Genomic DNA, 25,614 nt, shown 5'->3' on the forward strand with positions numbered 1-25,614 from the left:
AGGTTATCGGCTGGTTAAGGCGCCAACGCCGACTTTAACGATCATTCAAACTGGGCCTCAATTGGTTTGCGCTAATACCCCTTCCGAGACCGCATAGAGATCGGCAGGATCAGACATGAGCAAGGAGTTCGGCTCCGCAGACGAGCAAAAGGCGAGACGCCCAAGGTTTTTCGCTCGCTTCCTTCGCGACCGGCGCGGCAGCACGGCAATTGAATTCGGAATCCTTGCAATCCCATTCGCGCTGCTTGTCTTTGCCATTCTGGAAAGCTGCATCGCATTTGCCGGCCAGGAAGTGATGGCCAATATCACCGACGATGTCGCGCGCCGGTTGCGCACGGGCCAGTTAAGGGCGGCCGACATCGCCGGAGACAATTTGAAGAACATGATCTGCAACAAACTGGAGATCATCGTTTCTCAGGATTGTCCCAATCAGCTGATGGTGGATCTTCGCCAATTTACGACGTTCGCCGCCGCGTCCCTGGCCGGCTTCAAGATCAAGGCCAACGATGTCCAGCTGACGAACGGCACCGCCGAAGTGTCCTTTTCCGTTACGGCGGGTGCGGCGGAATCGAGGAACATGCTGCGGGTCTTTTACAAATGGCCGATCATGACCGATCTGTTGGCGCAGTCGATGGGCGGCAACAAGACCCTGCATTTTGCGTCGGTAACCTGGCAGAACGAGCCGTTCGACAATTGAGTTCGAGGCGGATGCACGAGCAGTAAAAGAAAAAAGGGCAATGGGCATGATGCGTGCGGGGGCACATCTCAAGACTTCAGGAATTTGGCGCAAAGCAATTCGATTCGGGTCCGATCGCCATGGTATCGCGGCAGTCGAGTTCGCCTTGATCATGCCTATTCTGCTAGCCATGTATTTCATGACCATGGAGGCGTCACAAGCCATCGAGACCAGCAAGAAGGTCAGTCGTATCGGCAGCATGGTGGCTGATCTCGTCACGCAGCAGACGACGGTCGTCAAGGCGGATATTGACGCCATCATGGCGATCGGCGCCGTCACCCTTCAACCCTACAACCGCTCGGTCCCGGGCATCACCATCACGGCAATACAGGTCACGAGCGACGCAACGCCGCTGGTGCAGGTGGTGTGGTCGCGCAAGCTGGTCAATGGCGTCGCCAGCGCTGGCCCTTCCACCGCCACGGTTCCACCAAAACTCAAGGTCGCCGGCACCTTCCTCATCCGAGTCGACAGCACTCTCGGCTACACGCCGGTCATCGCCTGGTCGTCGACGAGCGACCAGCAGAGGCTTGGATTGACCTCGGCTTTCAACAACATAGCGATGGGCGAAACCTATTATCTGCGTCCCCGCAGAAGCACCACGATCCCTTGCGGCGACTGTTGAATCGGGACCGCTGAGCGGTTCGCCGAACCGCTCAGCGGATCAAAACTCAATCAGCTGGTTGCCGCAATCGGCCGAGATGGGTGGTTTTGTGCCTTCCCTCTTGCCGATCAGAACGAGCAAGGAGCGCCATGAGCGGCCGTCCATGTCGCTGCCACCTCAAGGGCCGCTTTGGACTCCAAACCTAACGTCGAGCACACGTTGGACGGCTAATCCTAGACGGTGCCCATAACTGGCGTCCATCAGGCTACTGGTCCACAGCTCTTCGAGTCAGTTCCCGACGCGCCGATGGACGCTTCTGGGTTGACGTGGCCTCATTCACTTATCTGTCGCAGCCTGCTCGATGGGTGCAGCGACAGCCTCGGGCTTTCATACATAGCTGGCATGGCTGCCGGCGGTTTCATACGAAGGCTTGGGTTTCCTCAAGGGGTGTAAAACCCGTTGAGCTTGTGCAATGAATCGGAACCGTCCGCCCTCTCCGCGCATTTCAATGGATCGTGAACAAGCCCACTTTCAACAATGCTCCGAGCGGGTCACCGGCAGGCTGGACAATCAAGCTCGGTGAATCGCCCATCATTGGCACGGCGATCCACAGCGGCTCCGATGTCGGGCGCGCTTGCCAACCGCTCCTGTCCATCTCGAACTCCGACCGGCTGCGGGAGGAGGACCCCTTCACCGAATACTTTATCGCCGATTTCCCGACCCAGATCATCGTCCATCGATCGCGCTTTCAAGTCGATTTGAACCGCGCGCGCGAGGCTGCGATCTATCTGTTGCCGGACCAGTCCTGGGGCTTGAACGTGTGGCGAGAGCTACCGGCCGAGGAGATCATAAACGAGTCCCTTGCCTTTCACGATGCGTTCTATGCCGAGCTCAAGCTGGTCCTGTCCGACGTCGAAAAGCGCTACGGCAGGTTCGTCCTTGTCGACGTCCACAGCTACAACCATCGGCGCGAAGGGCCGGAAGGAGTTCCCACGTCTTACGATGTCGCGCCCGACATCAATATCGGCACATTCTCGATGAACCGCGCGCGCTGGGCGCCGGTTGTCGACGCCTTCATGGAGACGCTGCGCGGCCAACGTTTCAACGGCGAGCCGATCGACGTGCGCGAGAATGTGTCCTTCCAGGGCAAGGGCGAACAGACCCGTTTCGTCCATGCCAATTTCCCCAAGACCGGGTGTGCCATCGCGGTCGAGTTCAAGAAGATTTTCATGGACGAATGGAGCGGCGACCCCGACTGGGCAGCGATTGAGCGGCTGCGCGCCATGCTGGCATCTACGGTGCCTGTCCTGGAGTCCGCGCTGCGGGCCATGCAATGAAGCCCAAGCTCGTTGAGCCCGCGCTCCCGTTGGCGCAAATCGAATCAGACTTGGACGCGCTTGTCCAGGACGGCAAGCCGATCCGCCGCGATTTCGGCAACGGCAACCGCTTGCACATGGATCGACCGCTGCCCTTTCTGTGTGTCCATGTTGGGTCGCATCAGGATGCAGCCTTCCACATTGTTTCCGCCAACGCGTCCTATCTGATCGCGGCCGACATTGGCCTCGCCGGCGAGGTCGCGCGGCTGGTGGCGCGAAGGATGCGCGATCACTGCGGCGCATTCCTCATGCTGGACCTCGGCGAGTTGGCCGAAGACCGGTTCCTGACCGAGGATGTTCCATACCTGCCGCCTTTCGAGATTGCGTTGGCTTGCGGCAACACGACGGCGGAGAAGGCTGCACTCAAGCGCTTCGCCACCGCTGCGGCCGCCCGCGAAGCAAAATACCGCACACCCCGCGTGGACGAACTCAACCCGGCGACACGCGCCGAAGCACGGCTCTGGGATGATCTCGGTGATACGGCGTGCCTGACGGTGCGCTTCGCCCCGATCTACAGAGTGCCGGGCACCAAGCGCGTCTACCCTGAACTCCACGACCTCGTCGTCGCCAACATGGTCGATTCCGCGCTTCAGGCCGTCAGCGCCTTCCTGAAGGCATCAAGGCTGGAACCACCGGCAACCCATCGTTCACTCGGGCGCCGCGCCTATATCGATGCAGTCTTGCGCGCTGACCGTGCGATCGACGACGTTGCATCGACGTTCGATTTTCTGCTTGCCGTCACACCGATCAATGCCGAACCGGCCTGGCTGGAGTTCCAGGCAGGTGTCTTCGAGCGTGTGCCCGCACTGCTCTACAGGCCGCTCGAGTTCGAGGTCGCCGTCGAGAAGCGGAAGCTCTATTCGATCTCGCTCGATCATTTGGAAGATCCGCTCCTGACCAAGCTGCTCTCCGAAAAGCAGCAGGAACTCGATCTCCAACTGTCGATGCTCGCGGCACGCGAAACGCCCCGCTTCGTCGAACTCGGACGAGCACTTTATGGTGGCGTCGAACCGAGCCTGGCGGCGCGGGCACGCACTATTCTCGAAAGGGTACCGCGAATTGCTCCAGCGACCCGGCAGAAGAGCCTGGGTGCTGACGCCGTTGCTGCGGCTGCGCGAGACATGATCGCCGGATACCGGGCCGCCTATCCCAATTTCGATGCTTCCGTGGAGATCCGCGGCGACCTGCCGGCTGGCCTCCTGGTCTCTCGAAACCGACTGCTGGTTTCGCGCGATACCAACCTTCCATCGGAGCGCCTGACTGCGCTGCTTAGCCACGAGATCGGTATTCATCTGCTGACCTATTTCAACGGTGATGCGCAGGGGCTCGCCATCTTCCGCAACGGGCTCGCCGGCTACGAGGGCATGCAGGAGGGACTGGCCGTGCTGGCGGAGTATCTGGTCGGCGGCATGAGCGCGGCGCGGTTGAGGCTGATCGCGGCCAGGGTCATCGCATGTGAGGCGATGCTCGCCGGCGCGACGTTTGAGGAAACCTTCCGCATTCTCGATAGGGATTTCGGTCTCGATGATCGCAGCGCCTTCAACGTCGTTCTACGTGTCTATCGAGGCGGTGGCCTTGCAAAAGACGCCATCTATTTGCGCGGCGTGGTGCAGATTCTCGATCATCTCAAGAACGGCGGCAGCCTCACTCCTTTCTGGATCGGCAAGATCTCCGCCGCGCATTTCGGCGCGATCCAGGAACTCAATGCGCGCGGTCTGCTGCGGGCGCCGCGCCTCGAACCCGCGTTTCTCTCATCCGACGCGGCGCGTCCGCGCCTCAAGAAAGCGATGGCGGGAATCGATCCGATCGATATGGTTGAAACTTGAGTGGAGCCTCCTCAATGCGCATTGCGTTCTTTGTCAATTCCATTGAGAGCGAGACGCCCAGCTACACGACGACAACGTTGGCGCTGGCTGCAGTCCAGCGCGGCCATTCTGTTGTCTATGTTGAACCAGGCGACTTCATACTGCGTCCGGATGACGGTCTGGCTGTCAGCGTCGCGGTTGTGCCGGATGCTCCCTACAAGACGTCCGATACGCTGTATGCTGCCCTGAAGGATGCCGCGAAGCAGAAAAAGACCTTCGCGACAAGCGATATCGACATCTTGTTTCTGCGCAACGACCCGTCGCTGGACGCCACCGCTCGACCATGGGCCGCCAACGCAGGCGTTATGTTTGGGCGGCTTGCAGCGGAACGCGGCGTCATTGTCGTCAACGATCCGGACGGTCTGGGACAGGCACAGAGCAAGCTCTACCTTCAGACTTTTCCCGAGGTCGTTAGGCCGGCGACCCTGATATCGCGCAGCATTTCCGAGATCCGCGCATTCATCGACAAAAACTCCAAGGGCTGTATCGTCAAACCACTGCAAGGGTCGGGTGGCAAGAACGTCTTTCATATTGCGACGCCTGCTGATTCCAATCTCAACCAGATTTTCGAGGCGGCCAGCGGTGACGGCTATCTCATCGCGCAGGCCTACATTCCCGAGGCTAAGGCTGGCGACGTGCGTCTTTTTCTGATGAACGGCCTGCCGCTGCTGCGCGACGGCAACTACGCAGCCTTTCGCCGTGTCCCAGCCAAGGGCGACGTCCGGTCCAATATCCATGCCGCCGGAACAGCCCGCAAGGTCAAGGTAACAGGCACGATGTTGCGCCTTGCCGAGATGGTGCGCCCCAAGTTGATCAGCGACGGCATGTTTCTGGTTGGGCTCGACATCGTCGGTGACAAACTTCTGGAGATCAACGTTTTCACGCCAGGCGGGCTGGCACGGCTCGCCGCCATGTACAAGACGGATTTTGCCATAAGTGTCATCGTTGCGCTGGAGGAGAAGCGAATGCTGCGGCAAGCCTATGGAAAGACCATGCCGAATTCGCGGCTGGCGACGCTCTGAGGAACGCAGGCAAGCCGGCTAGCCCACCAGTCGGTGCGGCAAGTAGCGGCTGGCTTTGGCGGACGGCTGATCGGCTGGGAACCAGTGGTCTAACGGGCCGTAGTTGTCGCGAAGCTCCTGTTTCTGGCGACTCGAGCCGTCGCGTGAAGGGCAACTTTTGAGAGCGCATGAATGTCGGCAAATAGGCCACTTTCTCGTTCGCCATCGACGAGACGAATGTCAACACTCCACCCGATCCGGACCTCAATGATCGTTCCGTGGAAAGGCAACATCGGGTCCGGGCGTGAGCCCGACCGGTGAGTGTACTTCCGCAAGGGGTCGAACTCGGCCGTTCGGAGTGATTTGGGTTTTGACCCCAAAGCGCGTCGCGTTACCGCTGCGACCCACTGCCCGAGACGAAGCGCACGACAGAAGCGGCCATCTCGTAATCCTTTGGCGCCACGACAGCGAAGCCACCGGAGTGCTTCGATTCCAGAAGCTCGTAGATGTCTGGCGTCGTCGACTTGAGATTGGTGAGGAACACGGTGAGCCGGCGCTTGGCTTCCGGGTCGAGATCACTGCGGACGGCGTGGGGACCATATCTCAGCAGGCCCGACGTCCATACGACCCGAAGTGCCACTGCCGAAAGCCCCGCTGCTTCCAGCCTCGCCTGCGTGCCCGATGCTTCCGGCTGGCTGGCGGCAGCGGCCGTTACCCAGCCGAACAGGCCATCGGCCTTGCCATCGATCAGCATCTCCTCCGCCGCCGCAGCCGAATCGGCATGGACCAGAAACGGTGCATCTTCCGCAATCTTGCGGCCTTCCGCCATCAACGCCGCCAATGGCAAGAGAGAACCGCCGACGCTGTCCGAAGGGGCCATGGCGATGCGATGGCTTTCCATTGCCGCCAGATCAGGCAGCTTGCCGTCCCGCGTCAGCAGAACGGAGCGGATGCCGATCGCGCCGTCAAAATCGACCGGAGCCACAAGCGGCTCGATACATCCGCAGCGTTGCGACGCCGTCGCATAGGCGGTCGCCGAATAGATTGCGTATTCGATGCGGGCATTGGCCTGCGCCTCGATCAGCGCGGCATAGTCGCGGGCAACGACAAACTCGACCTTCATGCCCAGGGCCCTGGTGTAGGCGTCGGTCAACTGGGCCAGCCCCGGAACGGTGTTGCCGGCGCCTGGCTCGGCAACAATGCCGATGCGAAACGTGCCGATATCATCGCGCCAGTCGGCATGCGCCGGATTGGACCAAAGCGCACCCTGCACCAGCATGAGAGCGGCATATGCCTTCAAGGCAACCCTCATGACAGAACCGCCGTTTGCTTTCCTCGATCCATGCCCATGCCCGGCGCATCGTTGCGACATGCATTCTTTATTGTGCATGTCGTTGTCCCAAAACCGCCGTGCACTTTTGGGCGACATGCACCAGACTATCACGCCTGGTCGTTGCCGTTTGGTTTCCGAATTGCCAATGAAGTCGTGGAACCCTATGTCTGGTCGTTCAAACTGGCAACAATTCGATGGCGCGCGCTTTCCTCTTCGTTCTGGACTCCTTCGGCATCGGCGGGGCGGCCGACGCCGACCGCTACGGCGACGCCGGCGCCAACACATTCGCGCACATCACGGAAGCCTGTGCCGAAGGCCGCGCGGATCGCGAAGGGCTTCGCAGCGGACCGCTGTTTGTCCCCTACATGGCCTCGCTCGGGCTTGGCAAGGCTGCCGAAACCTCCACGGGACTGGGCTTCGCCAGCAGCGGGACGGATCTGCTCACCACGGCCTTCCACGGCGCGGCGCAAGAGGTTTCGAGCGGCAAGGACACGCCGTCGGGCCATTGGGAAATCGCCGGCCTGCCGGTGCGCTTCGACTGGGGCTATTTTCCGGACACGGTTCCCGCCTTTCCGGCAGCGCTGACCGAGGCGATCATCCGCGAGGGCAAGGTGCCGGGCATTCTCGGCAATTGTCATGCGCCGGGCACCGAAATCATCGAGCGGTTCGGCGAGGAGCACATCCGTACCGGCAAGCCGATCTGCTACACGTCGGTCGACTCGGTTCTGCAAATTGCCGCGCATGAAGCCCATTTCGGCCTCGAGCGGCTTTATGAATTCTGCAAGGTGGTGCGCAGGCTGGTTGACCCGCTGAGGATCGGGCGGGTGATCGCACGGCCGTTCGTCGGGGAAACCACCGCGACCTTCGAGCGAACCTACAACCGCCATGACTACGCCGTGCCGCCGCCGGAGCCGACCCTGCTCGACCGGCTGACGGCGCGTGGCAGCCGCGTCATCGCCATCGGCAAGATCGGCGACATCTTCGCCCATCGCGGAATTTCGCAAGTCCGCAAGGCGGCGGGCAACATGGCCATGTTCGACGAGGCGCTGGGCGCGATGGATGATGCCGGCGACGGCGACCTCGTCTTCGCCAATTTCGTCGACTTCGACACCGAATTCGGGCATCGCCGCGACGTCGCCGGCTACGCCGCGGCACTTGAAGCCTTCGACCGGCGACTGCCGGAGGCGTTCGCAAAGCTGCGGCAGGGCGACCTTCTCATCCTGACGGCCGACCATGGCAACGATCCGACCTGGCGCGGTACCGACCATACGCGTGAACGCATTCCGGTGATCGGCACCGGACCGGGCTTCACGGGCGGCGACATCGGGCTGAGAACGACATTCGCCGACATCGGTGAAACGGTGGCCGAGCATCTTGGGCTGGCGCGCGGCCGTTACGGCACGTCTTTCCATACAGCGATTGGCGGCCATGCCTGAATTGCCGGAGGTCGAAACGGTCCGGCGTGGGCTGCAGCCGGTTCTGGAAGGCGCCACCATCACCCGTGTCGAGGCGCGCCGACCGGATCTGCGCTTTCCATTTCCCGAAAAATTCTCGCAGCGGCTGACCGGCAAGACGATCACCGCGCTCGGCCGCCGGGCCAAATATCTGACGATGGACGTTGAAGGCGGTCCGGTGCTGATCTGCCATCTCGGCATGTCGGGCTCATTCCGCATCGAGACGGCGGATGGCAGCGACATGCCGGGCGTCTTCCAGCACGACCGCTCGAAGAACTCCAACCACGACCACGTCGTCTTCCATGTCGTATCTGCGGGCGGCGCCAGTTCGCGCGTGATCTTCAACGATCCGCGCCGCTTCGGCTTCATGTTGTTTGCCGAAGGGCCGCCGGACGTCCATCCGATGCTGGCCGGGCTCGGCGTCGAGCCAACCGGCAATACATTGGACGGCGCGCTGCTTGCCTCATTGATGAAAGGACGGCGATCGCCGCTGAAAGCAGCGCTTCTCGACCAGAGACTGATCGCCGGGCTCGGCAACATCTATGTGTCGGAGGCGCTGTGGCGCGCCAGCCTGTCGCCGCTGCGCGAGGCGGGCACGATCGCCAAGCCCGGGAAGAAGGCCCAGGCCCAAAGCGAACGCCTCGCCGAAGCCATTCGCTCGGTGATATCAGATGCGATCGCCGCCGGCGGGTCCTCGCTCCGGGACTATATGCAGACCGACGGGTCGCTGGGCTACTTCCAGCATTCCTTCGCCGTCTACGACCGTGAGGGCGAGCCTTGCTCGAAATCCGGCTGTAGCGGCCACATCGAGCGCGTCGTGCAGAGCGGCCGATCGACCTTCTATTGCCGGACCTGTCAGCGGTGAGTTAGAGCAATTCCAGGAAAAGTGTGAAACGGTTTTCCCGGGAAAAGCGGATAGCGCTTTCCCTTAGGGAATTGCGTCAAAACAAAGAGATAGGGCGGTTCTGCGGTTCAGTGAAACGATGAGCCGCTCTGGACGATGGGCGAGCGAGGAGAAGCAAGTCATGGCCTATGAGACGATCATCACCGAAACGCGCGGCAAGGTCGGGCTGATCACGCTGAACAGGCCGCAGGCGCTCAACGCGCTGAATTCCCAGATCCTGGCCGAACTGGTGGCAGCCGTGAACGGCTTCGGCGCCGATGCCGGCATCGGCGCCACGGTCATCACCGGTTCCGAAAAGGCTTTCGCCGCCGGTGCCGACATCAAGGAGATGCAGGCGATCTCCTATGTGGATGCCTATCTGCAGGACTTCTTCGTCGGCTGGGAGGAGTTTACGCGGGCGCGGAAGCCGATCATCGCTGCGGTGGCCGGCTATGCGCTGGGCGGCGGCTGCGAGCTGGCGATGATGTGCGATTTCATCATTGCCGCCGACACGGCCAAGTTCGGCCAACCCGAAATCACGCTCGGCGTCATTCCAGGCATGGGCGGGTCGCAACGGCTGACCCGCTTCGTCGGCAAGTCGAAGGCGATGGACATGTGCCTGACCGGGCGGATGATGGATGCAGCCGAGGCCGAACGTTCGGGCCTGGTGTCGCGGGTCGTGCCTGCCGGCGAGCTCATCGAGGAGGCGCTGAAGGCGGCCGCCAGGATCGCCGACTTCTCGCTGCCATCGGTGATGATGGCAAAGGAGGCCGTCAACCGCGCCTTTGAGACGACGCTTGCCGAGGGATTGCGGTTCGAGCGCCGGCTGTTTCACTCGCTGTTCGCGCTCGAGGACCAGAAGGAAGGCATGGCGGCCTTCGCCGAGAAGCGGAAGCCGAATTTCAGCAACCGCTGACGCCAGTCCGACGGTCGCCAAAAAGAAGGCCAGGCGGCGTTGACGCGCCGGAAAAGCTGAACTATAAGCCGCACCAACCGAGGCGGCCCCGTGGCTGCCCGTTTGTTTTTTGCGCCCTGCGGCATCCCGCATGCGCCGACCAGATCAGAAGAGAGGCATCATGGCCAATACATCCTCGGCCAAAAAGGCAACGCGCAAGATCGTACGCCGCGCGGCGGTCAACAAGAACCGTCGCTCGCGCGTCCGCACCTATATCCGCCAGGTCGAAGAGGCACTTGCCTCCGGTGACAAGGCTGCCGCACAGGCGGCCTTCAAGATCGCGGAGCCGGAATTGATGCGCGCCGCAACCAAGGGCGTGATCCACAAGAACACCGCGTCGCGCAAGGTGTCGCGACTGGCCCAGCGGGTCAAGGTTCTGTCTGCCTGACATCACTTCCTGGACTGACGTTCTTGGAACCCGGCCGATTGTGCCGGGTTTTTTCGTTTGCCGGCAAGTACTTAAAAAGAATACTCGGAAACGGTGAACAACACGGATTTCGCAGTTCGAAATGCTTTGCCGGCACATGCATGCCCGCCGATGGTCGGCATGCTCGAAAAGAGTCAGCTAAAAAATTCTCGACCCTCAGAAATAATCTATATTATTCAGATAGTTACGGATAGTCGTCCACAGCTTGTTCACATCGAGCCGGGGCGATGGGGGACAAGTAGCTGTCAAGTGAATTATTTCAGAAAATTTCGTGCCGTGCCGGCTTTTTCATATTCGCCGGAAAAGAGTTTGAATCACAATGGCTTTGTTAAAATGTGCCGTTGCGGCATGCCACTCGAACCCGCCTCTAGTAACCAGATTCCTTAAAAATCGGTTAGTCCCGGCCTTGCCCTATCCACAGCGATTTCGGTAATGTCGGTCTGTCGAAAGGGAGGGGCTCCGGCCCTTGACCCAGCCTGAAACGGCCAGCTTAAATTGGCGGGATTTGCGACGCGGATCAAGTCCGTGGACGGGTTTGGTTTGTCTTTTTCGATACGGTAGGGGACTGGCGTAACTAGACATGGCAGGTAGACGGCGCGCCGGCGATCTTTTCGCCGGATCGTGTTGTATTGCCCTGACATACCCAACGCGGACTGGCTTCCATGGGCCGGCACCGGTTCCCCCAGATATTGGCGATGTCATCTGCCAGCGGCGGCAGCAGGCACCGTAGCGAAGACGCAATTGCCGGAACACGGATGCAGGAGGCGCATCCCCGGTGGAAACAGGTACGGAAGGACAAGGAAAAGATCATGCAGAGCGGCATCGAAAGGGAGCTTACGGGCGACCTCCCATTTCCTGGAACTTTGATCGGAGCAAACGACATGGCGGTGTCCAGCGACGCGGAACAGAAATTCGACCGGGTCAAGACCCAGTTGAAGGCGCGCCTGGGAACCGAAGTCTATTCGAGCTGGTTCGGCCGCATGAAGGTCGCGGAGGCTTCCAAGGGCATCATCCGCATCTCGGTGCCCACCGCCTTCCTGCGCTCATGGATCAATGGTCACTATCTCGACCTCATCTCAGAACTGTGGAAGCAGGAGGATCCCGATCTCCTCAAGATCGAGATCGTCGTGCGCACGGCGACGCGCCAGGGGCGCAGCCAGGTCGAGCCGGAGGTGGCCCCTGCACGAGCCAAGATGACGCGGCAGACGCAGACGGCGCTTGCCGCCGGCACCGTCAGCCCCGGCCGGACAGAGCGTGCACCGGCTCCGCGTCCGGGCACACCGGTCGAGAGCGAATTCCGGCACAACGTGCTCGGCTCGCCGCTCGATCCGCGCTACACATTCGGCTCCTTCATCGAGGGACCGTCGAACCGGGTGGCCTTCGCCGCCGCCAAGGCAGTGGCGGAATCGCAATCGAGCGCGGTGCGCTTCAATCCGCTTTTCCTTCACGCAACCGTTGGGCTCGGCAAGACACACCTGTTGCAGGCAATCGCCGCGGAATCGCTGAAGCAGAACCCCAAGTCGCGCGTCGTCTATCTCACGGCCGAGTATTTCATGTGGCGCTTTGCCACCGCGATCCGCGACAACAATGCACTGACGCTCAAGGAACAGCTGCGCGACATCGACCTGCTCATCATCGACGACATGCAGTTCCTGCAGGGCAAGTCGATCCAGCATGAATTCTGCCACCTGATCAACATGTTGCTCGACAGCGCAAAGCAAGTCGTCGTTGCCGCCGACCGGCCGCCTTCGGAACTGGAATCGCTCGAACCGCGAGTCCGGTCGCGCCTCAATGGCGGCGTCGCGCTTGAAATGTCGGCACCCGATTTCGCCATGCGCCTTGGCATGCTCAACCTGCGCCTTGCCACCGCCAGGGTCGATGACGCATCGCTCAATATTTCGGAGGAGATCCTCAATCACGTCGCCCGCACCGTGACCGGCAGCGGACGCGAGCTGGAAGGGGCGTTCAATCAGCTGCTGTTCCGCCAGTCCTTCGAACCGCAGATCACCATCGACCGGATCGACGAGATCCTCGGCCACATCTATCGCACCGGCGAGCCGAAGCGGGTCCGCATCGAGGACATCCAGCGCATCGTCGCGCGCCACTACAACGTGTCGAAAACCGAGTTGCTGTCCAACCGGCGCACGCGCACCATCGTCAAGCCGCGGCAGGTCGCCATGTATCTGTCGAAGGTGATGACGCCGCGCTCGCTGCCTGAGATCGGACGGCGTTTCGGCGGCCGCGACCACACCACTGTGCTGCACGCCGTGCGCAAGATCGAGGACCTTTCCGGCAACGACAACACGCTGGCACAGGAACTTGAGCTCTTGAGGCGGTTGATCAACGACCAGGCCTGACCGGCGCGGGGGAACTCGAACCGGAACAGCACCGGAATTCAATGGCTTGCGGGTGCAGCCCTGAACCCGGAATGGGCTCGCTGCGTTGCCTGGAAGCGATCCGGATTTCGGTTTTACGACACCGGCTCGCGGACTTCGTGCCCTTTATCCCCAGAAAGCCCGCGTAGCCGACCCGAACCGGTGGCGCGGGCTTGCGTTTGCTGGTTTTTTCCTGTCAGTTTACGCAGATTCTGAGCCTGTTCAGACCTTTCGCGGGGCGCCGCTCACTGGTGACCCGTCATTCATTCAAGCGAGCCTGTTTCGTCATGCGTGTTATCCTGGAACGGTCAAATCTCCTGAAGTCGCTCAATCACGTCCACCGTGTGGTCGAGCGGCGCAACACCATACCGATCCTGTCCAACGTGCTGCTCAGCGCCGAGGGCGCCAGCCTCGAAATGAAGGCGACCGATCTCGACCTCGAGGTGACGGAAGCAACGCCTGCCAAGGTGGAGCGCGGCGGGGCGACGACGGTTCCGGCACATCTGCTCTACGACATCGTGCGCAAGCTCGCCGACGGCGCCGAGGTGATGCTGAAGACGGACGAGGACGGCAACGCCATGTCGGTGACGTCCGGCCGTTCGAGCTTCCGCCTCCAGTGCCTGCCGCAATCCGACTTCCCCGAGCTTTCGGCCGGATCCTTCTCGCATATCTTCCGTCTCGACTCGGTTGCCCTGAAAGGCCTGATCGAGAAGACCCAGTTCGCCATCTCCACCGAAGAGACGCGCTATTATCTGAACGGCATCTACCTGCACACGCATGAGGTCGGCGGCAAGCTGAAGCTGCGCTCGGTGGCGACCGACGGCCACCGTCTGGCGCGCGCCGAGATCGACGCGCCGGCGGGTTCCGAGGGCATGCCGGGCATCATCATTCCGCGCAAGACCGTGAGCGAGCTGCAGAAGCTGGTCGACGATCCGGATGTCGCGGTCACCACCGAACTGTCGGACACCAAGATCCGCTTCACCATCGGCAGCGTGGTTTTGACCTCGAAGCTGATCGACGGCACCTTCCCGGACTATCAGCGGGTCATTCCGACCGGTAACGACAAGAGGCTGATCATCGACCGCCAGAGTTTCGCCGCCGCAGTCGATCGCGTCTCGACCATCTCCTCCGAACGCGGCCGCGCGGTGAAGCTTTCGATCAGCGAGGGTCAGGTGACGCTTGCGGTCAACAATCCGGATTCAGGCAGCGCCACCGAGGAACTGGCCGCCGACTATTCGTCCGATCCGATCGAGATCGGCTTCAACGCCAAGTACCTGCTCGACGTTGCCGCGCAGCTGACCGGCACGGAGGCCAAGTTCATGCTGGCCGACGCCGGTTCGCCGACGCTGATCCACGACATGGCCGACGAGACCGCGCTCTACGTCCTGATGCCGATGCGGGTCTAACCAATCCGGCTTCGCGACTGGACCGGCAGCGAGAACGATGGTTGCGGCGACTTCTAGAGCAATTCCAGGAAAAGTGCGAAACGGTTTTCCGTCCGGAATTGCATCAAAACAAAGAGATAGAGCGGTTCTGCGTTTCCGTGAAACGACGAACCGCTCTATAGGCGGATAGCGGTTGCCGGCACAGACTTACATAAGTAAGCTTACACTTACTAATTTTCGCAACTACGCGGGGCTGGTGATCGACCTGGCGCCGGGTGCTGTGGTTTTTTCCGGCGACAACGGTGCCGGCAAGACCAATCTCCTCGAAGCGATCTCCTTGCTGACGCCGGGACGCGGTTTGCGCCGCGCGCCTTATGCGGATGTGGCGCGCGAGGGCGGCGACGGCGGCTTTGCCCTGCATGCGCGGCTCGACGGGCCCGACGGCCAGGTCGAGATCGGTACGGGCATTTCGGGTGGCGACGGTGCTGGCGAAGGCGGCAGGCGGGTGCGTATCAACGGCGCTTCGGCGCGTTCAGCCGAGGACATGCTGGAATGGCTGCGCGTGGTGTGGCTGACACCTGCGATGGACGCGTTGTTCACCGGACCGGCCGCGGATCGCCGGCGCTTTCTCGATCGGCTGGTGCTGGCGATCGATCCCGGCCACGGCCAGCGCGCGATCGACTACGAGAAGGCGATGCGCGGCCGTAACCGACTGCTTACCGAAGGTTCCCGGGACGACCGTTGGTTCGAGGCGATCGAGACACAAATGGCCGAAACCGGTGTGGCGATCGCCGCCGCGCGCGCCGAGATGGTGCGCCTGCTGGCCGCAATGATCGACAGGCTGCCCGACACCGGACCGTTTCCGCAGGCCGATATCGGCCTTTCGGGTGACCTGGAGGCCGAGATTGCCGCCGCGCCGGCAGTCGATGTCGAGGAGCGGTTCCGTCGGACGCTTGCCGACGGCCGTGACCGCGACCGCGCCGCCGGGCGCACGCTCGAGGGACCGCACCGATCGGATCTGGTGGTTCGGCACCGCCCCAAGGCAATGCCGGCCGAGCTCTGCTCCACAGGTGAGCAGAAGGCGCTACTGGTCGGCATCGTCCTGTCACACGCCCGGCTGACCGGCGAGATGTCAGGCATGACACCGATCCTGCTGCTCGACGAAATTGCCGCGCATCTCGATGGCGGGCGGCGCGCGGCGCTGTTTTCCATCCTCGAAGACTTGAACTGCCAGGCGTTCATGACCGGAACCGATGCGGCGCTGTTTTCCAGTCTCAAGGGGCGTGCGCAATTCCTGACTGTCGACCACGGCACGGTTGGGCCAACGATCTAGATCTTTGTTCATGCATGTCCTTGTCCCAAAACCGCTTCGCACTTTTGGGCGACATGCATTAGCTCCTGACAAGATTTTTCAGCCACTATATGGTCCGGCAATGACCGCTGCCGCCCTGACCGCCGACGAGATCGAACGCTATGCCCGCCACATCGTGCTGCCCGAGGTCGGCGGCGCCGGCCAGCAGAGACTGAAGCAGGCGCGGGTTCTGGTCATCGGCGCCGGCGGACTGGGCGCGCCGGTGCTCGAATATCTTGCCGCCGCCGGCGTCGGCACGCTCGGCGTGATCGACGATGACACCGTTTCGCTTTCCAATCTGCAGCGCCAGGTCATTCACGGCACCGACACTGTCGGCATGCTGAAAACCGGTAGTGCCAAGGCGGCAATCGAGCGCATCAATCCTAACACCATCGTCGAGACGCACACGTTCCGGCTGACCACGGACAATGCCCCTGCCCTCGTCGCCCGTTATGACATCGTCGTCGACGGTTCCGACAATTTCGAAACCCGCTATGCGGTGGCCGACGCCTGCGCGAGCGAGAGGAAACCGCTGGTGCATGCCGCCGTCGGACGCTTCGACGGCTCGGTGACCGTGCTGAAGCCATTCGAAGACGGCAAGGACGGCAAGCCCAACCCCGGCTATCGCGATCTGTTTCCGGAACCGCCGCCGCCTGGCCTGGTGCCGTCCTGTGCCGAGGCCGGTGTGCTTGGTGCGCTGACCGGCGTCGTCGGCACGCTGCAGGCGATGGAGGCGATCAAGCTGATCACCGGCATCGGCGAGCCGCTGGTTGGCCGGCTGCTGCTCTATGATGCGCTGGCCGCGCGCTTCGACACCATCCGCTACAAGAGAAACTGACACCGTGAACTGGAAAGAAGCTGTCTCCATCACGCGGATCCCAGCCGATTTCGACCGCTGGGACGATGTGCTCGCATTGATCACGGATGCCTTCGCCGGCATGGACGGCGTCATCGACCCGCCCTCCTCGGCGCACCTGCTGACCGCCGACACTCTGCGCGACAAGGCGCGGCGTGAGATTGGCTTCGTGGCGCTCAACGGTGACAGGATCGTCGGCTGCGGTTTTGCCCTTGAAAGGACGGCGGAATATTATGTCGGCAAGCTCGCCGTTGCGCCGGATTGTCAGGGACAAGGCATTGGCCGGCGGTTGATGCAGGCGGTCGAGGATCTTGCCCGCAGCCGAGGCAAGGCTGCGGTCGAGCTTCAGACGCGGATCGAACTGACCGGAAACCATGCGGCCTTTGCCCGCTTCGGCTTTCACGAGACCGAACGGACGGCGCATGAGGGCTATATCCGGCCAACCTCGATCACCATGCGCAAGGTCCTTGCGTAAGCCTTGTCTTTCTTTCGAAAGCCTGGCGTCGGGTTCTAGAGCCTATTCCATCCCGATGGAATCGGGATGGGGCTCTATCTCTTTGTTTGAGCATGATCTCTAGACAAACGGTTTCCGTTTGTCCGAGAAAACCGGTCTCCACTTTTCGGGATCATACTCTAAGCGGCAGCACGCGATCCGGCGGACGGTGGCCGTCGACGAATGCGCGGATGTTGATGATGACCTTTTCGCCCATGTCGATGCGGCCTTCGAGCGTCGCCGAGCCCATATGCGGCAGAAGCACGACCTTGCCCTTGGCGGCGAGCTTCAGCAGCTTTGCGTTCAGTGCCGGCTCGTGCTCGTAGACGTCGAGGCCGGCGCCGGCGATCTTGCCGTCCTGGATCAGCTTGACCAGCGCTTCCTCGTCGATGATGTCGCCGCGCGCGGTGTTGACGACATAGGCCGTGGGCTGCAGCAGCGCCAGCCGCCGCGCCGAAAGCAGATGGAAGGTCGCCGGCGTCGACGGGCAATTGACCGAAATGATGTCCATGCGGGCCAGCATCTGGTCGAGGCTTTCCCAATAGGTCGCTTCCAGCCCGTCTTCCACGGCCGGCAGCACGCGATGGCGGTTGTGGTAGTGGATCGACAGACCGAAGGCTTTGGCGCGCCTCGCGACCGCGGTGCCGATGCGCCCCATGCCGACAATGCCGAGCCGCTTGCCCCAGATGCGCCGGCCAAGCATCCAGGTCGGCGACCAGCCGGCCCATTTCTTGTCGCCGGTGAGCACGTTGGCGCCTTCCACCAGCCGCCGCGGCACCGCCAGCATCAGCGCCAGGGTCATATCGGCGGTGTCCTCGGTCAGCACATTGGGCGTATTGGTGACGGTGATGCCCTTCTTGGCCGCGGCCTCGACATCGATCTTGTCGACGCCATTGCCGAAATTGGCGATCAGCTTGAGATTGTCGCCGGCCTGGGCGATCAGCGCGGCATCGATCTGGTCGGTCACCGTCGGCACCAGCACGTCGGCTTCCTTGACCGCCGCAACCAGTTCCGGTTGCGTCATCGGCCTGTCCTCGACATTCAGCCGGGCATCGAACAGTTCGCGCATGCGGGTCTCGACCAGGTCGGGCAGCTTTCGCGTGATGACCACGAGAGGCTTCTTTTTGCCTGCCATTGTTTCCTCGTATCCCGATCTCGTTGAGACCTCTTTAACCAAGACCGGCGAAACTGAAAGCCGGTCGCGGTGCCGATTACCCCATGTAACAAGCGGTGCCGCCGAAGACAAAGAAAAAGGGGCGCCAAGGCAAGCGCCGAAAGGAATGAAAGTGTCTGGTTTCGCGTCGCTTCGCCTGACCCTCAGTGCAGCATTTCTCGGCGCTCTGCTTTATCCTCCGCTTGCCGCGGCGCAGAGTGCGGCAGCACCTGCCCAGAGCGTCGTCACGCTCGGCCCGAGCGGTCTGCCGCTGCCGCGATTCGTCAGCCTGAAATCCGGCCGCGTCAACTCGCGCGTCGGCCCCGGCGCCAACTACTCGGTCGACTGGATGTACATGAAGGCCGGCCTGCCTATGGAGATCATCCAGGAATTCGATACATGGCGCCGCGTACGCGATGCCGACGGTTCGGAAGGCTGGATCAACCAGTCGCTGCTTTCCGGCCGGCGCACGGCAATCGTCGCCCCGTGGCAGCGCGGCAAGGGTGCCCAGGTCAACCTTCTCAACAGCCCTGAAAAGGACGCAAGGGTGGTCGCGATGGTCGAGCCTGGCGTCATGGGCACGATCAAGTCCTGCGACGGCCAGTGGTGTGAAATGACGTTCGATGGCCACACCGGCTGGCTCGCCCAGTCGGTTGTCTGGGGCGCCTATCCCGGTGAACGGGTCAAGAACTGATCTTTTGACCTTATTCGCGGTCGCGGAGGCGCGGGAACCGCCATCAGACGGGCGCCAGAGTAGAGCGTCCAGACAGTCTCTTAGCGCCCGATACGGCCGAGATGGGTGTCCTGAAAGCCGGTTGGCAGCTTCAGGCCGTAGCCCAGCGCACGATCGATGGCGATGTGGGCGATCCAGATCAATGCAACCGCCGTCGCGGTCGCATTGCCGGACAGATGACCGGCAAGCAGCAGCAGCACGGGCACGATCAGGATATGCAGGGCGTTGTAGGCAAGGGCACCGACGCGCGGCCCGGCCAGATAGCCAAACATCGACAAGTCAGGCGCCAGGATAAGCAATCCGAAGAGCCACCAGGACATGCCGGTTGAACCGTAGAAGACGACGGCAGCCACCGCAACGATGGCCCATTCGAGCCGGATTGTCAGGTCGAGGGGTTTCATCCCTTGCCGATTATTCTGGCCTGGCCGATTATTCCGGCCTGGTCGATCATTCTGGCCTCGCCGGTCATTCGCAGCGCTTGGGGCGCAGCCTCACCACGATGTCGACATTGGCGATCTCCATCCCCTCCGGCGGCTCCGGCAGGTTGGCAACCGTCACCGGACCGCTGTCGATGTCGAATATGCGGTTTTCGCCTTCGATGTAGAAATGGTGGTGGTCGGAGGTGTTGGTGTCGAAATAGGTCTTCGCGCCCTCAACGGCGAGGATGCGCAACAGGCCTGCCTGGGTGAACTGGTGAAGGGCATTGTAGACGGTGGCCAGCGACACCGGCACGCCGGCGGCGACCGCCTCCTCGTGCAGTTCCTCGGCCGACAGATGGCGGTCGCCCTTGGCGAAAAGCAGGTCGGCCAGCGCAATGCGTTGGCGTGTCGGCCTCAGGCCGGCTTCACGGACCCGCTTGTCCACAGCGACATTTTCCTTCCGACCGTCCAGGCCCATCTTCTTGTCGAACCCCACAGTTCCGCCCTAAGACACGCCCAGAATGGCAAAAAAATGAACGTCTGCCGAACCCGGACCCCTGCTGACATATATTCTGTCGTCCGAATGCGATCAATAGCGCGCATTGACCCAGGCAGACGAGCAGGTTAAGCGCAAACGCCGGTTTCCGGCCTGAAACAGATTGTGTTAGGAAACCAACGACAAGGGCGCCCGATAGCCCGGAACGATATGGGGACGAGATTGATGGCGGGTTCGAAATCCAGCTACGACTACGACGAATTGCTGGCCTGCGCCCGCGGCGAACTGTTCGGACCGGGCAATGCCCAGCTTCCCTATCCGCCCATGCTGATGTTCGACCGCATCACCGAGATCAGCGAGACGGGCGGCGCCTTCGACAAGGGCTTCATCCGCGCGGAATTCGACATCAAGCCGGACCTGTGGTTCTTTGCCTGCCATTTCATCGGCAATCCGATCATGCCCGGGTGCCTCGGCCTCGACGCCATGTGGCAATTGACGGGCTTCTATCTCGGCTGGCTCGGTGAACCCGGCAAGGGAATGGCGCTGTCGACCGGTGAGGTAAAATTCAGGGGCATGGTGACGCCCTCGGTGAAGAAGGTCGAGTATGGGATCGACTTCAAGCGCGTGATGCGCGGCCGGCTGGTGCTCGGCATTGCCGATGGCTGGCTGAAGGCGGATGGCGAACCCATATACGCGGCAACGGATTTGAAGGTCGGTCTGTCCAAGCAGTCGGCGGTCGGCTGACCGGGAACCCCGGCCGGCCCCCCTGGAAGGAGTTGCGAATGAGACGTGTCGTAGTCACAGGCCTCGGCATCGTGTCGTCGATCGGCAACAATGCCAACGAGGTGCAAACCTCGCTGCATGACGCCAGATCCGGCATCAGCTTCTCCGATTCCTTCGCCGAACATGGCTTCCGCTGCCAGGTCTGGGGAGCGCCGACGCTCGATCCATCCGCGATGATCGATCGCCGCGCGATGCGCTTCCTGTCGAAAGGTGCCGCCTGGAACCACGTCGCCATGGATCAGGCGATCGCGGATGCCGGCCTCGGCGAGAGCGACATCACCAATGAGCGCACCGGCATCGTCATGGGATCTGGCGGACCATCCACCAGCACCATCGTCGAAGCGGCAGAGATCACGCTGAAGAACGGCAGTCCCAAGCGCATCGGTCCGTTCGCGGTGCCAAAGGCAATGTCGTCGACCGCATCGGCAACGCTTGCCACCTGGTTCAAGATCCACGGCGTCAACTACTCGATCTCGTCGGCCTGCTCGACCTCGGCACATTGCATCGGCAATGGCTACGAACTAATCCAGTGGGGCAAGCAGGACATGGTCTTTGCCGGCGGCCATGAGGACCTCGACTGGACGATGTCGGACCTGTTTGACGCCATGGGCGCCATGTCGTCGAAATTCAACGACCGGGCATCCGCCGCCTCGCGCGCCTATGACGCCAATCGCGACGGCTTCGTCATCGCCGGCGGCGCCGGCGTGCTGGTGCTGGAAGAGCTGGAGCATGCCAAGGCGCGCGGCGCCAAGATCTACGCCGAGATCGTCGGCTACGGCGCGACCTCGGACGGCTACGACATGGTGGCGCCATCCGGCGAAGGCGCGGTCCGCTGCATGCGCCAGGCCCTGGCGACGATTTCCACACCGGTCGACTACATCAACACCCATGGCACGTCGACGCCGGTGGGCGATTCCAAGGAAATGGGCGCGATCCGCGAGGTGTTCGGCGAAAAGATGCCGTACATCACGTCGACGAAATCGCTGACCGGCCACTCGCTGGGCGCGGCCGGCGTGCAGGAATCCATCTACTCGATCCTGATGATGCAGGGCGGTTTCATCGGCGAAAGCGCCCATATCGAGACCCTCGACCCCGAATTCGAGGGTATGCCGATCGTGCGAAAGCGCATCGACAACGCCAAGATCGACACTGTTTTGTCAAATTCGTTCGGCTTCGGTGGCACCAACGCAACGCTCGTTTTCCAGCGCTATTCCGCATAAGGACTGCCTGCATGGACGGATTGATGAAGGGCAAGCGCGGGCTTGTCATGGGTGTCGCCAACGATCATTCGATCGCCTGGGGTATCGCCCGGAAATTGTCCGAACATGGGGCGGAGCTCGCCTTCACCTATCAGGGTGACGCCTTCGGGCGCCGGGTCAAGCCACTCGCCGACAAGCTCGGCGCCTCGCTGGTCGTGCCGTGCGACGTCGAGGACAGCGCTTCGGTCGCCGCCACATTCGAGACCCTGGGCAACGCCTGGGGCGGGCTTGATTTCGTCGTCCACGCCATCGGCTTTTCCGACAAGAACGAACTGAAGGGCCTCTACGCCGATACCAGCCGGGACAATTTCATCCGCACCATGGTGATCTCCTGCTACTCCTTCACCGAGATCGCCCGCCAGGCCGCCGCCTTGATGCCGGACGGCGGATCGATGATCACGCTGACCTATGCGGGTTCGGTCCGCGTCATGCCGAACTACAATGTCATGGGCGTCGCCAAGGCCGGGCTGGAGGCCAGTGTGCGTTACCTCGCCAACGACTACGGTCCGCGCGGCATCCGGGTGAACGGCATATCGGCTGGACCGGTGCGTACGCTCGCCGGCGCCGGGATTTCCGATGCGCGCCACATGTTCTCCTACCAGCAGCGCAACTCGCCGCTGCGCCGCACCGTGACCATCGATGAGGTCGGCGGTTCCGCGCTTTATCTGTTGTCCGATCTGTCTTCGGGCGTTACCGGCGAAATCCATTATGTCGATTCCGGCTATCACATCGTTTCCATGCCGACGCTCGATGAATTGAAGCAGACCGACGGCGGGCGAGACTAATGCATGGCGCCCAAAAGTGCGCAGCGGTTTTGGGACGACGACATGCATAAAACACAAGCTTAAAGTGCGTCGAGCGAATCCGTTTCAACGCGACACGCTTTAGTCCGCACAAGAAATACTTCCGGTCCAATAAAATTGGACGCATTCGCGGAAACTCATTTTAAAGACATATCCGCTAGAAAGCCCTGTACTCTGGGGACCTTTCAATGCCTGTCGTCAGCAACCCGAAGCGAACGCCGGTGTTCCGACTGCTCACCATAGCAAGCTCGGGTATCGGCAGTTTCGTCCTCGGACTCTGGGGCCTGAAGCACGGTCTCGGTGATGGTTTTGCCGGCATATCGGTGGACATGCTGGTCGCAATGTTGGCTGCCCTTTGCGCACTGGCGGCGTCGGTAGCCGCGATGTCCTTCTTCGCCGGCGTCGATGAATCGGTGGACTTCGTCTTCAACGAAACCCATTTCGACAAGCTGACCGGCCTGCTGGCGCGTCCGGCGATGGTCGGCAAGATCGCCGAGGCGGCATGCGCGACCAGCCGGACGGGCGAGCCGATGTTCCTCATCGACATCGACATCGATCGGTTCAAACAGATCAACGACGCTATCGGCTACAGTCAGGGCGACGAGTTGATCCGTGCCTTCACCAAGCGATTGAAGACCTGCGTGCCGCAACGCGTGGCAATCGGACGAATCGGCGCCGGTGAATTCGCCGTTCTGCTCCCCGACAACCAGGTGTCGGGGTCGCTGGAAAGTGCCGTCGAGAGGCTCATCGACGAGATGATGGAGCCCTATGAGCTCAGCACGCACCTGCAATCGGTCAGCCTGTCGGTGGGCATCGTGGCAATGCCAAAGGACGGTGTCGATCCCGTCCTCATCCTGCGCCGCTCCAATCTGGCGCTGCAGAATGCGCGCGCCAGCGGCGTCGGCAACTGGTCGGTCTTCCACGCTGAAATGGGCAGGGTCGCCGACCATCGCCAGTGGGTCGAGTCCGAGTTGCACGTTGCCTTCGAGCGCGGCGACTTCGACCTTCACTACCAGCCGCAGCTCGATCTCCCGACCGGCCGCATCGTCGGTTATGAAGCGCTGATCCGCTGGCGGCATCCCGAACGCGGCATGATCCCGCCGATGGAGTTCATTCCGATCGCCGAGGAAACCGGCATGATCGGTCCGATCGGCGAATGGGTGCTGCGCAAGGCCTGCAGCGACGCCCGCCATCTACCCGACGACTGCTTCGTCGCCGTCAACATCTCGCCGGTGCAGTTCATGACCAAGGACTTCGTCGGTATCGTGCGCGACACCATGACGAGCACCGGCATCAAGCCGTCGCGGCTGGAACTGGAAGTGACCGAGACGGCAATGATGCAGGATCGCGACCGCGCCGCCACCATCCTGAAGCAGCTGGCAGACATGGGCATCTCGGTTGCCGTCGACGATTTCGGCACCGGCTATTCCAATCTGAGCTACCTGATCGACTTCTCGTTCGGCAAGCTGAAGATCGACCGCTCCTTCGTCAGCCGCCTCGACACGGACTCCAGCTCCGGCGCGGTCGTTTCGACCATTGTCGGGCTTTCGCGCGCGCTTGGCGTGAGCATCATCGCCGAAGGCGTCGAGACCGAAAGCCAGGCGACGCTGCTGAGGGCAGCCGGCTGCGAAGTGGTGCAGGGCTACCTGTTCGGCAGGCCGGCGCCACTCAAGTTCAGGGTTGGCGACGTTCACGTCACCGACGAGACGCGGCGCGTCGCCAATCTGCATTGAACGTGGTGCCGCATCTGCTCACTCAAGCATGATCTTTTTCCGAAAACCGGTTCCCACTTTTCGGGATCATGCTTTAACGACGCGCGACAAGCACCTTGAACATGCCGTCACGGGCGAGTTCGGCATGGCTCGAGAAGGCCGCCGACAGTACCGGCTCGTAGGGAAGCTGACGGTTGGCGACCATGAACAGCCGCCCACCTGGCTTCAAGGCCTTGGCCGCCGAATGGATCATGCCGGCGCCGATCTCCGGCTCGGCCGCGCGGCTGCGGTGAAAGGGCGGGTTCATGGCGATCGCGTCGTAGCGCTTCTCGACCGGCTCCTTCAGCAGATCAGTCCAGAAGAAATCCCTGGCGATCGACTGGCTAACCCCTGCCAGATTGAGCTTTGCGGCTTCGAGCGCAGCGAAATCGGCCTCATAGAGGTCGAGCGCCAAAATGCCCGGTGACCGGGCGGCTATCTCGGCAGCTACATAGCCCCAGCCGGCGCAGAAATCGGCGATGCTGCCACGCAGATCATTGGGCAGGTTCTCGACCAGCAATCTCGAGCCGGTATCGAGCCGGTCGAAGGAAAACATGCCGGGCGCGGTGCGGAAACGGCCTTCAACCAGCAGAGCGGGATTGGCGGCGCGCAGGTCTTGCGCGGCGGCCAGATCGGCAGGACGGCGAAACCAGAAGGCAATGCCGTGATATTTCGGCAGATGGCCCTCAAGCGGCACAAGTTCGTCGACGCGCTTGCGCAGGCTGGCGATACCATCGTCCTTGCCGCCGGCAACGACCACCAAACCGCCCGGTGCCACGCGCTCGAGCGCCTCGGCGAGGCGCAATTCGTTCAGGCCGCGATGCCTACCGGCAAGCACAAGTGCCATGGCAAAGTCGCCGCCTTCGGCTTGCGCGGTGACGATGAGCCCAGACGCCTGCAGCGCGCGAAAATGTGGCCGGAAGCCCTGTACGAGGTGAAGCGTGGCCTCGAAGCCTTCGGGCGGGCGAAAGCCCGGTTCGGCGCCGAGAAACAGGGCGCGATCGCCCTTTCCCGGCAACGGAACAGCCTCGGCCTCAAAGGGATGGAAAAGCGTCTTCAGCGGTTCGGCGGACATTGTTCGATCTCGAAACGAGGCCTGTCTTGACAGTCTGAAATGAAAAAAGAC

Annotated in this window: 24 protein-coding genes; 19 read left to right on the forward strand and 5 right to left on the reverse strand. The window is 61.9% G+C overall.

The window, feature by feature from the left end; all coding sequences use genetic code 11:
• Window positions 1–115: 115 nt before the first annotated feature.
• The 5 genes from ACFFNA_RS04105 (at window position 116) to ACFFNA_RS04125 (ending at window position 5,600) form a co-directional block, all read left to right on the forward strand.
• Entirely contained in the window at window positions 116–697 is a 582-nt protein-coding gene (locus tag ACFFNA_RS04105; protein WP_378915811.1) for a TadE/TadG family type IV pilus assembly protein, read from the forward strand.
• 46 nt (window positions 698–743) lie between these two features.
• Window positions 744–1,358 carry a TadE/TadG family type IV pilus assembly protein gene (locus ACFFNA_RS04110; protein ID WP_378916383.1) on the forward strand — a complete coding sequence of 205 codons (615 nt, stop codon included), beginning with the start codon at window positions 744–746 and terminating at the stop codon, window positions 1,356–1,358.
• Between the two features lie 494 nt (window positions 1,359–1,852).
• Window positions 1,853–2,674 carry an N-formylglutamate amidohydrolase gene (locus ACFFNA_RS04115; RefSeq protein ID WP_378915815.1) on the forward strand — a complete coding sequence of 274 codons (822 nt, stop codon included), beginning with the start codon at window positions 1,853–1,855 and terminating at the stop codon, window positions 2,672–2,674.
• Window positions 2,671–4,539, forward strand: coding sequence for a flavohemoglobin expression-modulating QEGLA motif protein (locus ACFFNA_RS04120; RefSeq protein ID WP_378915817.1), 1,869 nt, complete (start codon window positions 2,671–2,673; stop codon window positions 4,537–4,539). Before ACFFNA_RS04115 ends, ACFFNA_RS04120 begins: the two co-directional genes overlap by 4 nt.
• Before the next feature lie 14 nt (window positions 4,540–4,553).
• Entirely contained in the window at window positions 4,554–5,600 is a 1,047-nt protein-coding gene (locus ACFFNA_RS04125) for a glutathione synthetase (RefSeq protein WP_111544664.1), read from the forward strand.
• A 370-nt stretch (window positions 5,601–5,970) separates the two neighbouring features.
• Here the strand turns inward: ACFFNA_RS04125 and ACFFNA_RS04130 are convergent, their stop codons facing one another.
• Window positions 5,971–6,891, reverse strand: coding sequence for a phosphate/phosphite/phosphonate ABC transporter substrate-binding protein (locus ACFFNA_RS04130; protein ID WP_378915818.1), 921 nt, complete (start codon window positions 6,889–6,891; stop codon window positions 5,971–5,973).
• A gap of 215 nt (window positions 6,892–7,106) precedes the next feature.
• On the opposite strand from ACFFNA_RS04130, the gene ACFFNA_RS04135 reads away from it, so the two are divergent.
• From ACFFNA_RS04135 to ACFFNA_RS04175, 9 genes are all read left to right on the forward strand, one after another.
• The gene (locus ACFFNA_RS04135) at window positions 7,107–8,348 is read left to right on the forward strand and encodes a phosphopentomutase (RefSeq protein ID WP_378915820.1); all 1,242 of its coding nucleotides are present in this window, start codon (window positions 7,107–7,109) and stop codon (window positions 8,346–8,348) included.
• Entirely contained in the window at window positions 8,341–9,231 is an 891-nt protein-coding gene (gene mutM, locus ACFFNA_RS04140) for a bifunctional DNA-formamidopyrimidine glycosylase/DNA-(apurinic or apyrimidinic site) lyase (RefSeq protein ID WP_378915822.1), read from the forward strand. Before ACFFNA_RS04135 ends, mutM begins: the two co-directional genes overlap by 8 nt.
• A 160-nt stretch (window positions 9,232–9,391) precedes the next feature.
• Window positions 9,392–10,165 (forward strand): enoyl-CoA hydratase, encoded by a 774-nt coding sequence (locus tag ACFFNA_RS04145; RefSeq protein ID WP_378915824.1) that lies wholly within the window; start codon window positions 9,392–9,394, stop codon window positions 10,163–10,165.
• A 160-nt stretch (window positions 10,166–10,325) separates the two neighbouring features.
• Complete coding sequence (gene rpsT / locus ACFFNA_RS04150; protein WP_027039558.1) at window positions 10,326–10,592, forward strand: 30S ribosomal protein S20; 267 nt, start codon at window positions 10,326–10,328, stop codon at window positions 10,590–10,592.
• Window positions 10,593–11,512: 920 nt separating this feature from the next.
• Window positions 11,513–12,988 (forward strand): chromosomal replication initiator protein DnaA, encoded by a 1,476-nt coding sequence (gene dnaA, locus ACFFNA_RS04155; RefSeq protein ID WP_378915827.1) that lies wholly within the window; start codon window positions 11,513–11,515, stop codon window positions 12,986–12,988.
• A 305-nt stretch (window positions 12,989–13,293) separates the two neighbouring features.
• Complete coding sequence (dnaN, locus tag ACFFNA_RS04160; RefSeq protein WP_111544668.1) at window positions 13,294–14,412, forward strand: DNA polymerase III subunit beta; 1,119 nt, start codon at window positions 13,294–13,296, stop codon at window positions 14,410–14,412.
• 172 nt (window positions 14,413–14,584) lie between these two features.
• Window positions 14,585–15,724, forward strand: coding sequence for a DNA replication/repair protein RecF (gene recF / locus ACFFNA_RS04165; protein ID WP_111544669.1), 1,140 nt, complete (start codon window positions 14,585–14,587; stop codon window positions 15,722–15,724).
• Between the two features lie 100 nt (window positions 15,725–15,824).
• The gene (locus tag ACFFNA_RS04170) at window positions 15,825–16,580 is read left to right on the forward strand and encodes a molybdopterin-synthase adenylyltransferase MoeB (RefSeq protein ID WP_111544670.1); all 756 of its coding nucleotides are present in this window, start codon (window positions 15,825–15,827) and stop codon (window positions 16,578–16,580) included.
• Window positions 16,581–16,584: 4 nt separating this feature from the next.
• The gene (locus ACFFNA_RS04175; protein WP_378915832.1) at window positions 16,585–17,073 is read left to right on the forward strand and encodes a GNAT family N-acetyltransferase; all 489 of its coding nucleotides are present in this window, start codon (window positions 16,585–16,587) and stop codon (window positions 17,071–17,073) included.
• A gap of 151 nt (window positions 17,074–17,224) precedes the next feature.
• On the opposite strand, the gene ACFFNA_RS04180 is transcribed toward ACFFNA_RS04175, so the two are convergent.
• Window positions 17,225–18,226 carry a 2-hydroxyacid dehydrogenase gene (locus tag ACFFNA_RS04180; RefSeq protein WP_111544672.1) on the reverse strand — a complete coding sequence of 334 codons (1,002 nt, stop codon included), beginning with the start codon at window positions 18,224–18,226 and terminating at the stop codon, window positions 17,225–17,227.
• A gap of 151 nt (window positions 18,227–18,377) precedes the next feature.
• Here ACFFNA_RS04180 and ACFFNA_RS04185 point away from each other — a divergent pair, with 151 nt between their 5' ends.
• On the forward strand, window positions 18,378–18,938 hold the full coding sequence (locus ACFFNA_RS04185; protein WP_111545383.1) for an SH3 domain-containing protein: 561 nt from the start codon (window positions 18,378–18,380) through the stop codon (window positions 18,936–18,938).
• A gap of 80 nt (window positions 18,939–19,018) precedes the next feature.
• On the opposite strand, the gene ACFFNA_RS04190 is transcribed toward ACFFNA_RS04185, so the two are convergent.
• Complete coding sequence (locus tag ACFFNA_RS04190; protein WP_111544673.1) at window positions 19,019–19,378, reverse strand: DUF4260 domain-containing protein; 360 nt, start codon at window positions 19,376–19,378, stop codon at window positions 19,019–19,021.
• Between the two features lie 64 nt (window positions 19,379–19,442).
• Complete coding sequence (irrA, locus tag ACFFNA_RS04195; RefSeq protein ID WP_167458528.1) at window positions 19,443–19,874, reverse strand: iron response transcriptional regulator IrrA; 432 nt, start codon at window positions 19,872–19,874, stop codon at window positions 19,443–19,445.
• 243 nt (window positions 19,875–20,117) lie between these two features.
• On the opposite strand from irrA, the gene fabA reads away from it, so the two are divergent.
• The 4 genes from fabA (at window position 20,118) to ACFFNA_RS04215 (ending at window position 24,470) form a co-directional block, all read left to right on the forward strand.
• A complete protein-coding gene (fabA, locus tag ACFFNA_RS04200; RefSeq protein ID WP_111544675.1) occupies window positions 20,118–20,636 on the forward strand; it encodes a 3-hydroxyacyl-[acyl-carrier-protein] dehydratase FabA in 519 nt (172 codons plus the stop codon).
• Window positions 20,637–20,674: 38 nt separating this feature from the next.
• Complete coding sequence (gene fabB / locus ACFFNA_RS04205; RefSeq protein WP_378915837.1) at window positions 20,675–21,895, forward strand: beta-ketoacyl-ACP synthase I; 1,221 nt, start codon at window positions 20,675–20,677, stop codon at window positions 21,893–21,895.
• 11 nt (window positions 21,896–21,906) lie between these two features.
• Window positions 21,907–22,719, forward strand: a complete 813-nt coding sequence (gene fabI, locus ACFFNA_RS04210) for an enoyl-ACP reductase FabI (protein WP_378915839.1) — start codon at window positions 21,907–21,909, stop codon at window positions 22,717–22,719.
• Between the two features lie 206 nt (window positions 22,720–22,925).
• Window positions 22,926–24,470: a putative bifunctional diguanylate cyclase/phosphodiesterase gene (locus ACFFNA_RS04215; RefSeq protein WP_111544678.1), complete on the forward strand. Its 1,545-nt coding sequence runs from the start codon at window positions 22,926–22,928 to the stop codon at window positions 24,468–24,470.
• A 73-nt stretch (window positions 24,471–24,543) separates the two neighbouring features.
• Here the strand turns inward: ACFFNA_RS04215 and ACFFNA_RS04220 are convergent, their stop codons facing one another.
• Window positions 24,544–25,563, reverse strand: coding sequence for a class I SAM-dependent methyltransferase (locus ACFFNA_RS04220; protein ID WP_378915842.1), 1,020 nt, complete (start codon window positions 25,561–25,563; stop codon window positions 24,544–24,546).
• Window positions 25,564–25,614 lie beyond the last annotated feature (51 nt).

Source organism: Mesorhizobium kowhaii (genome assembly GCF_042431665.1).
In the GTDB taxonomy this organism is placed as follows: Bacteria; Pseudomonadota; Alphaproteobacteria; order Rhizobiales; family Rhizobiaceae; genus Mesorhizobium; species Mesorhizobium kowhaii.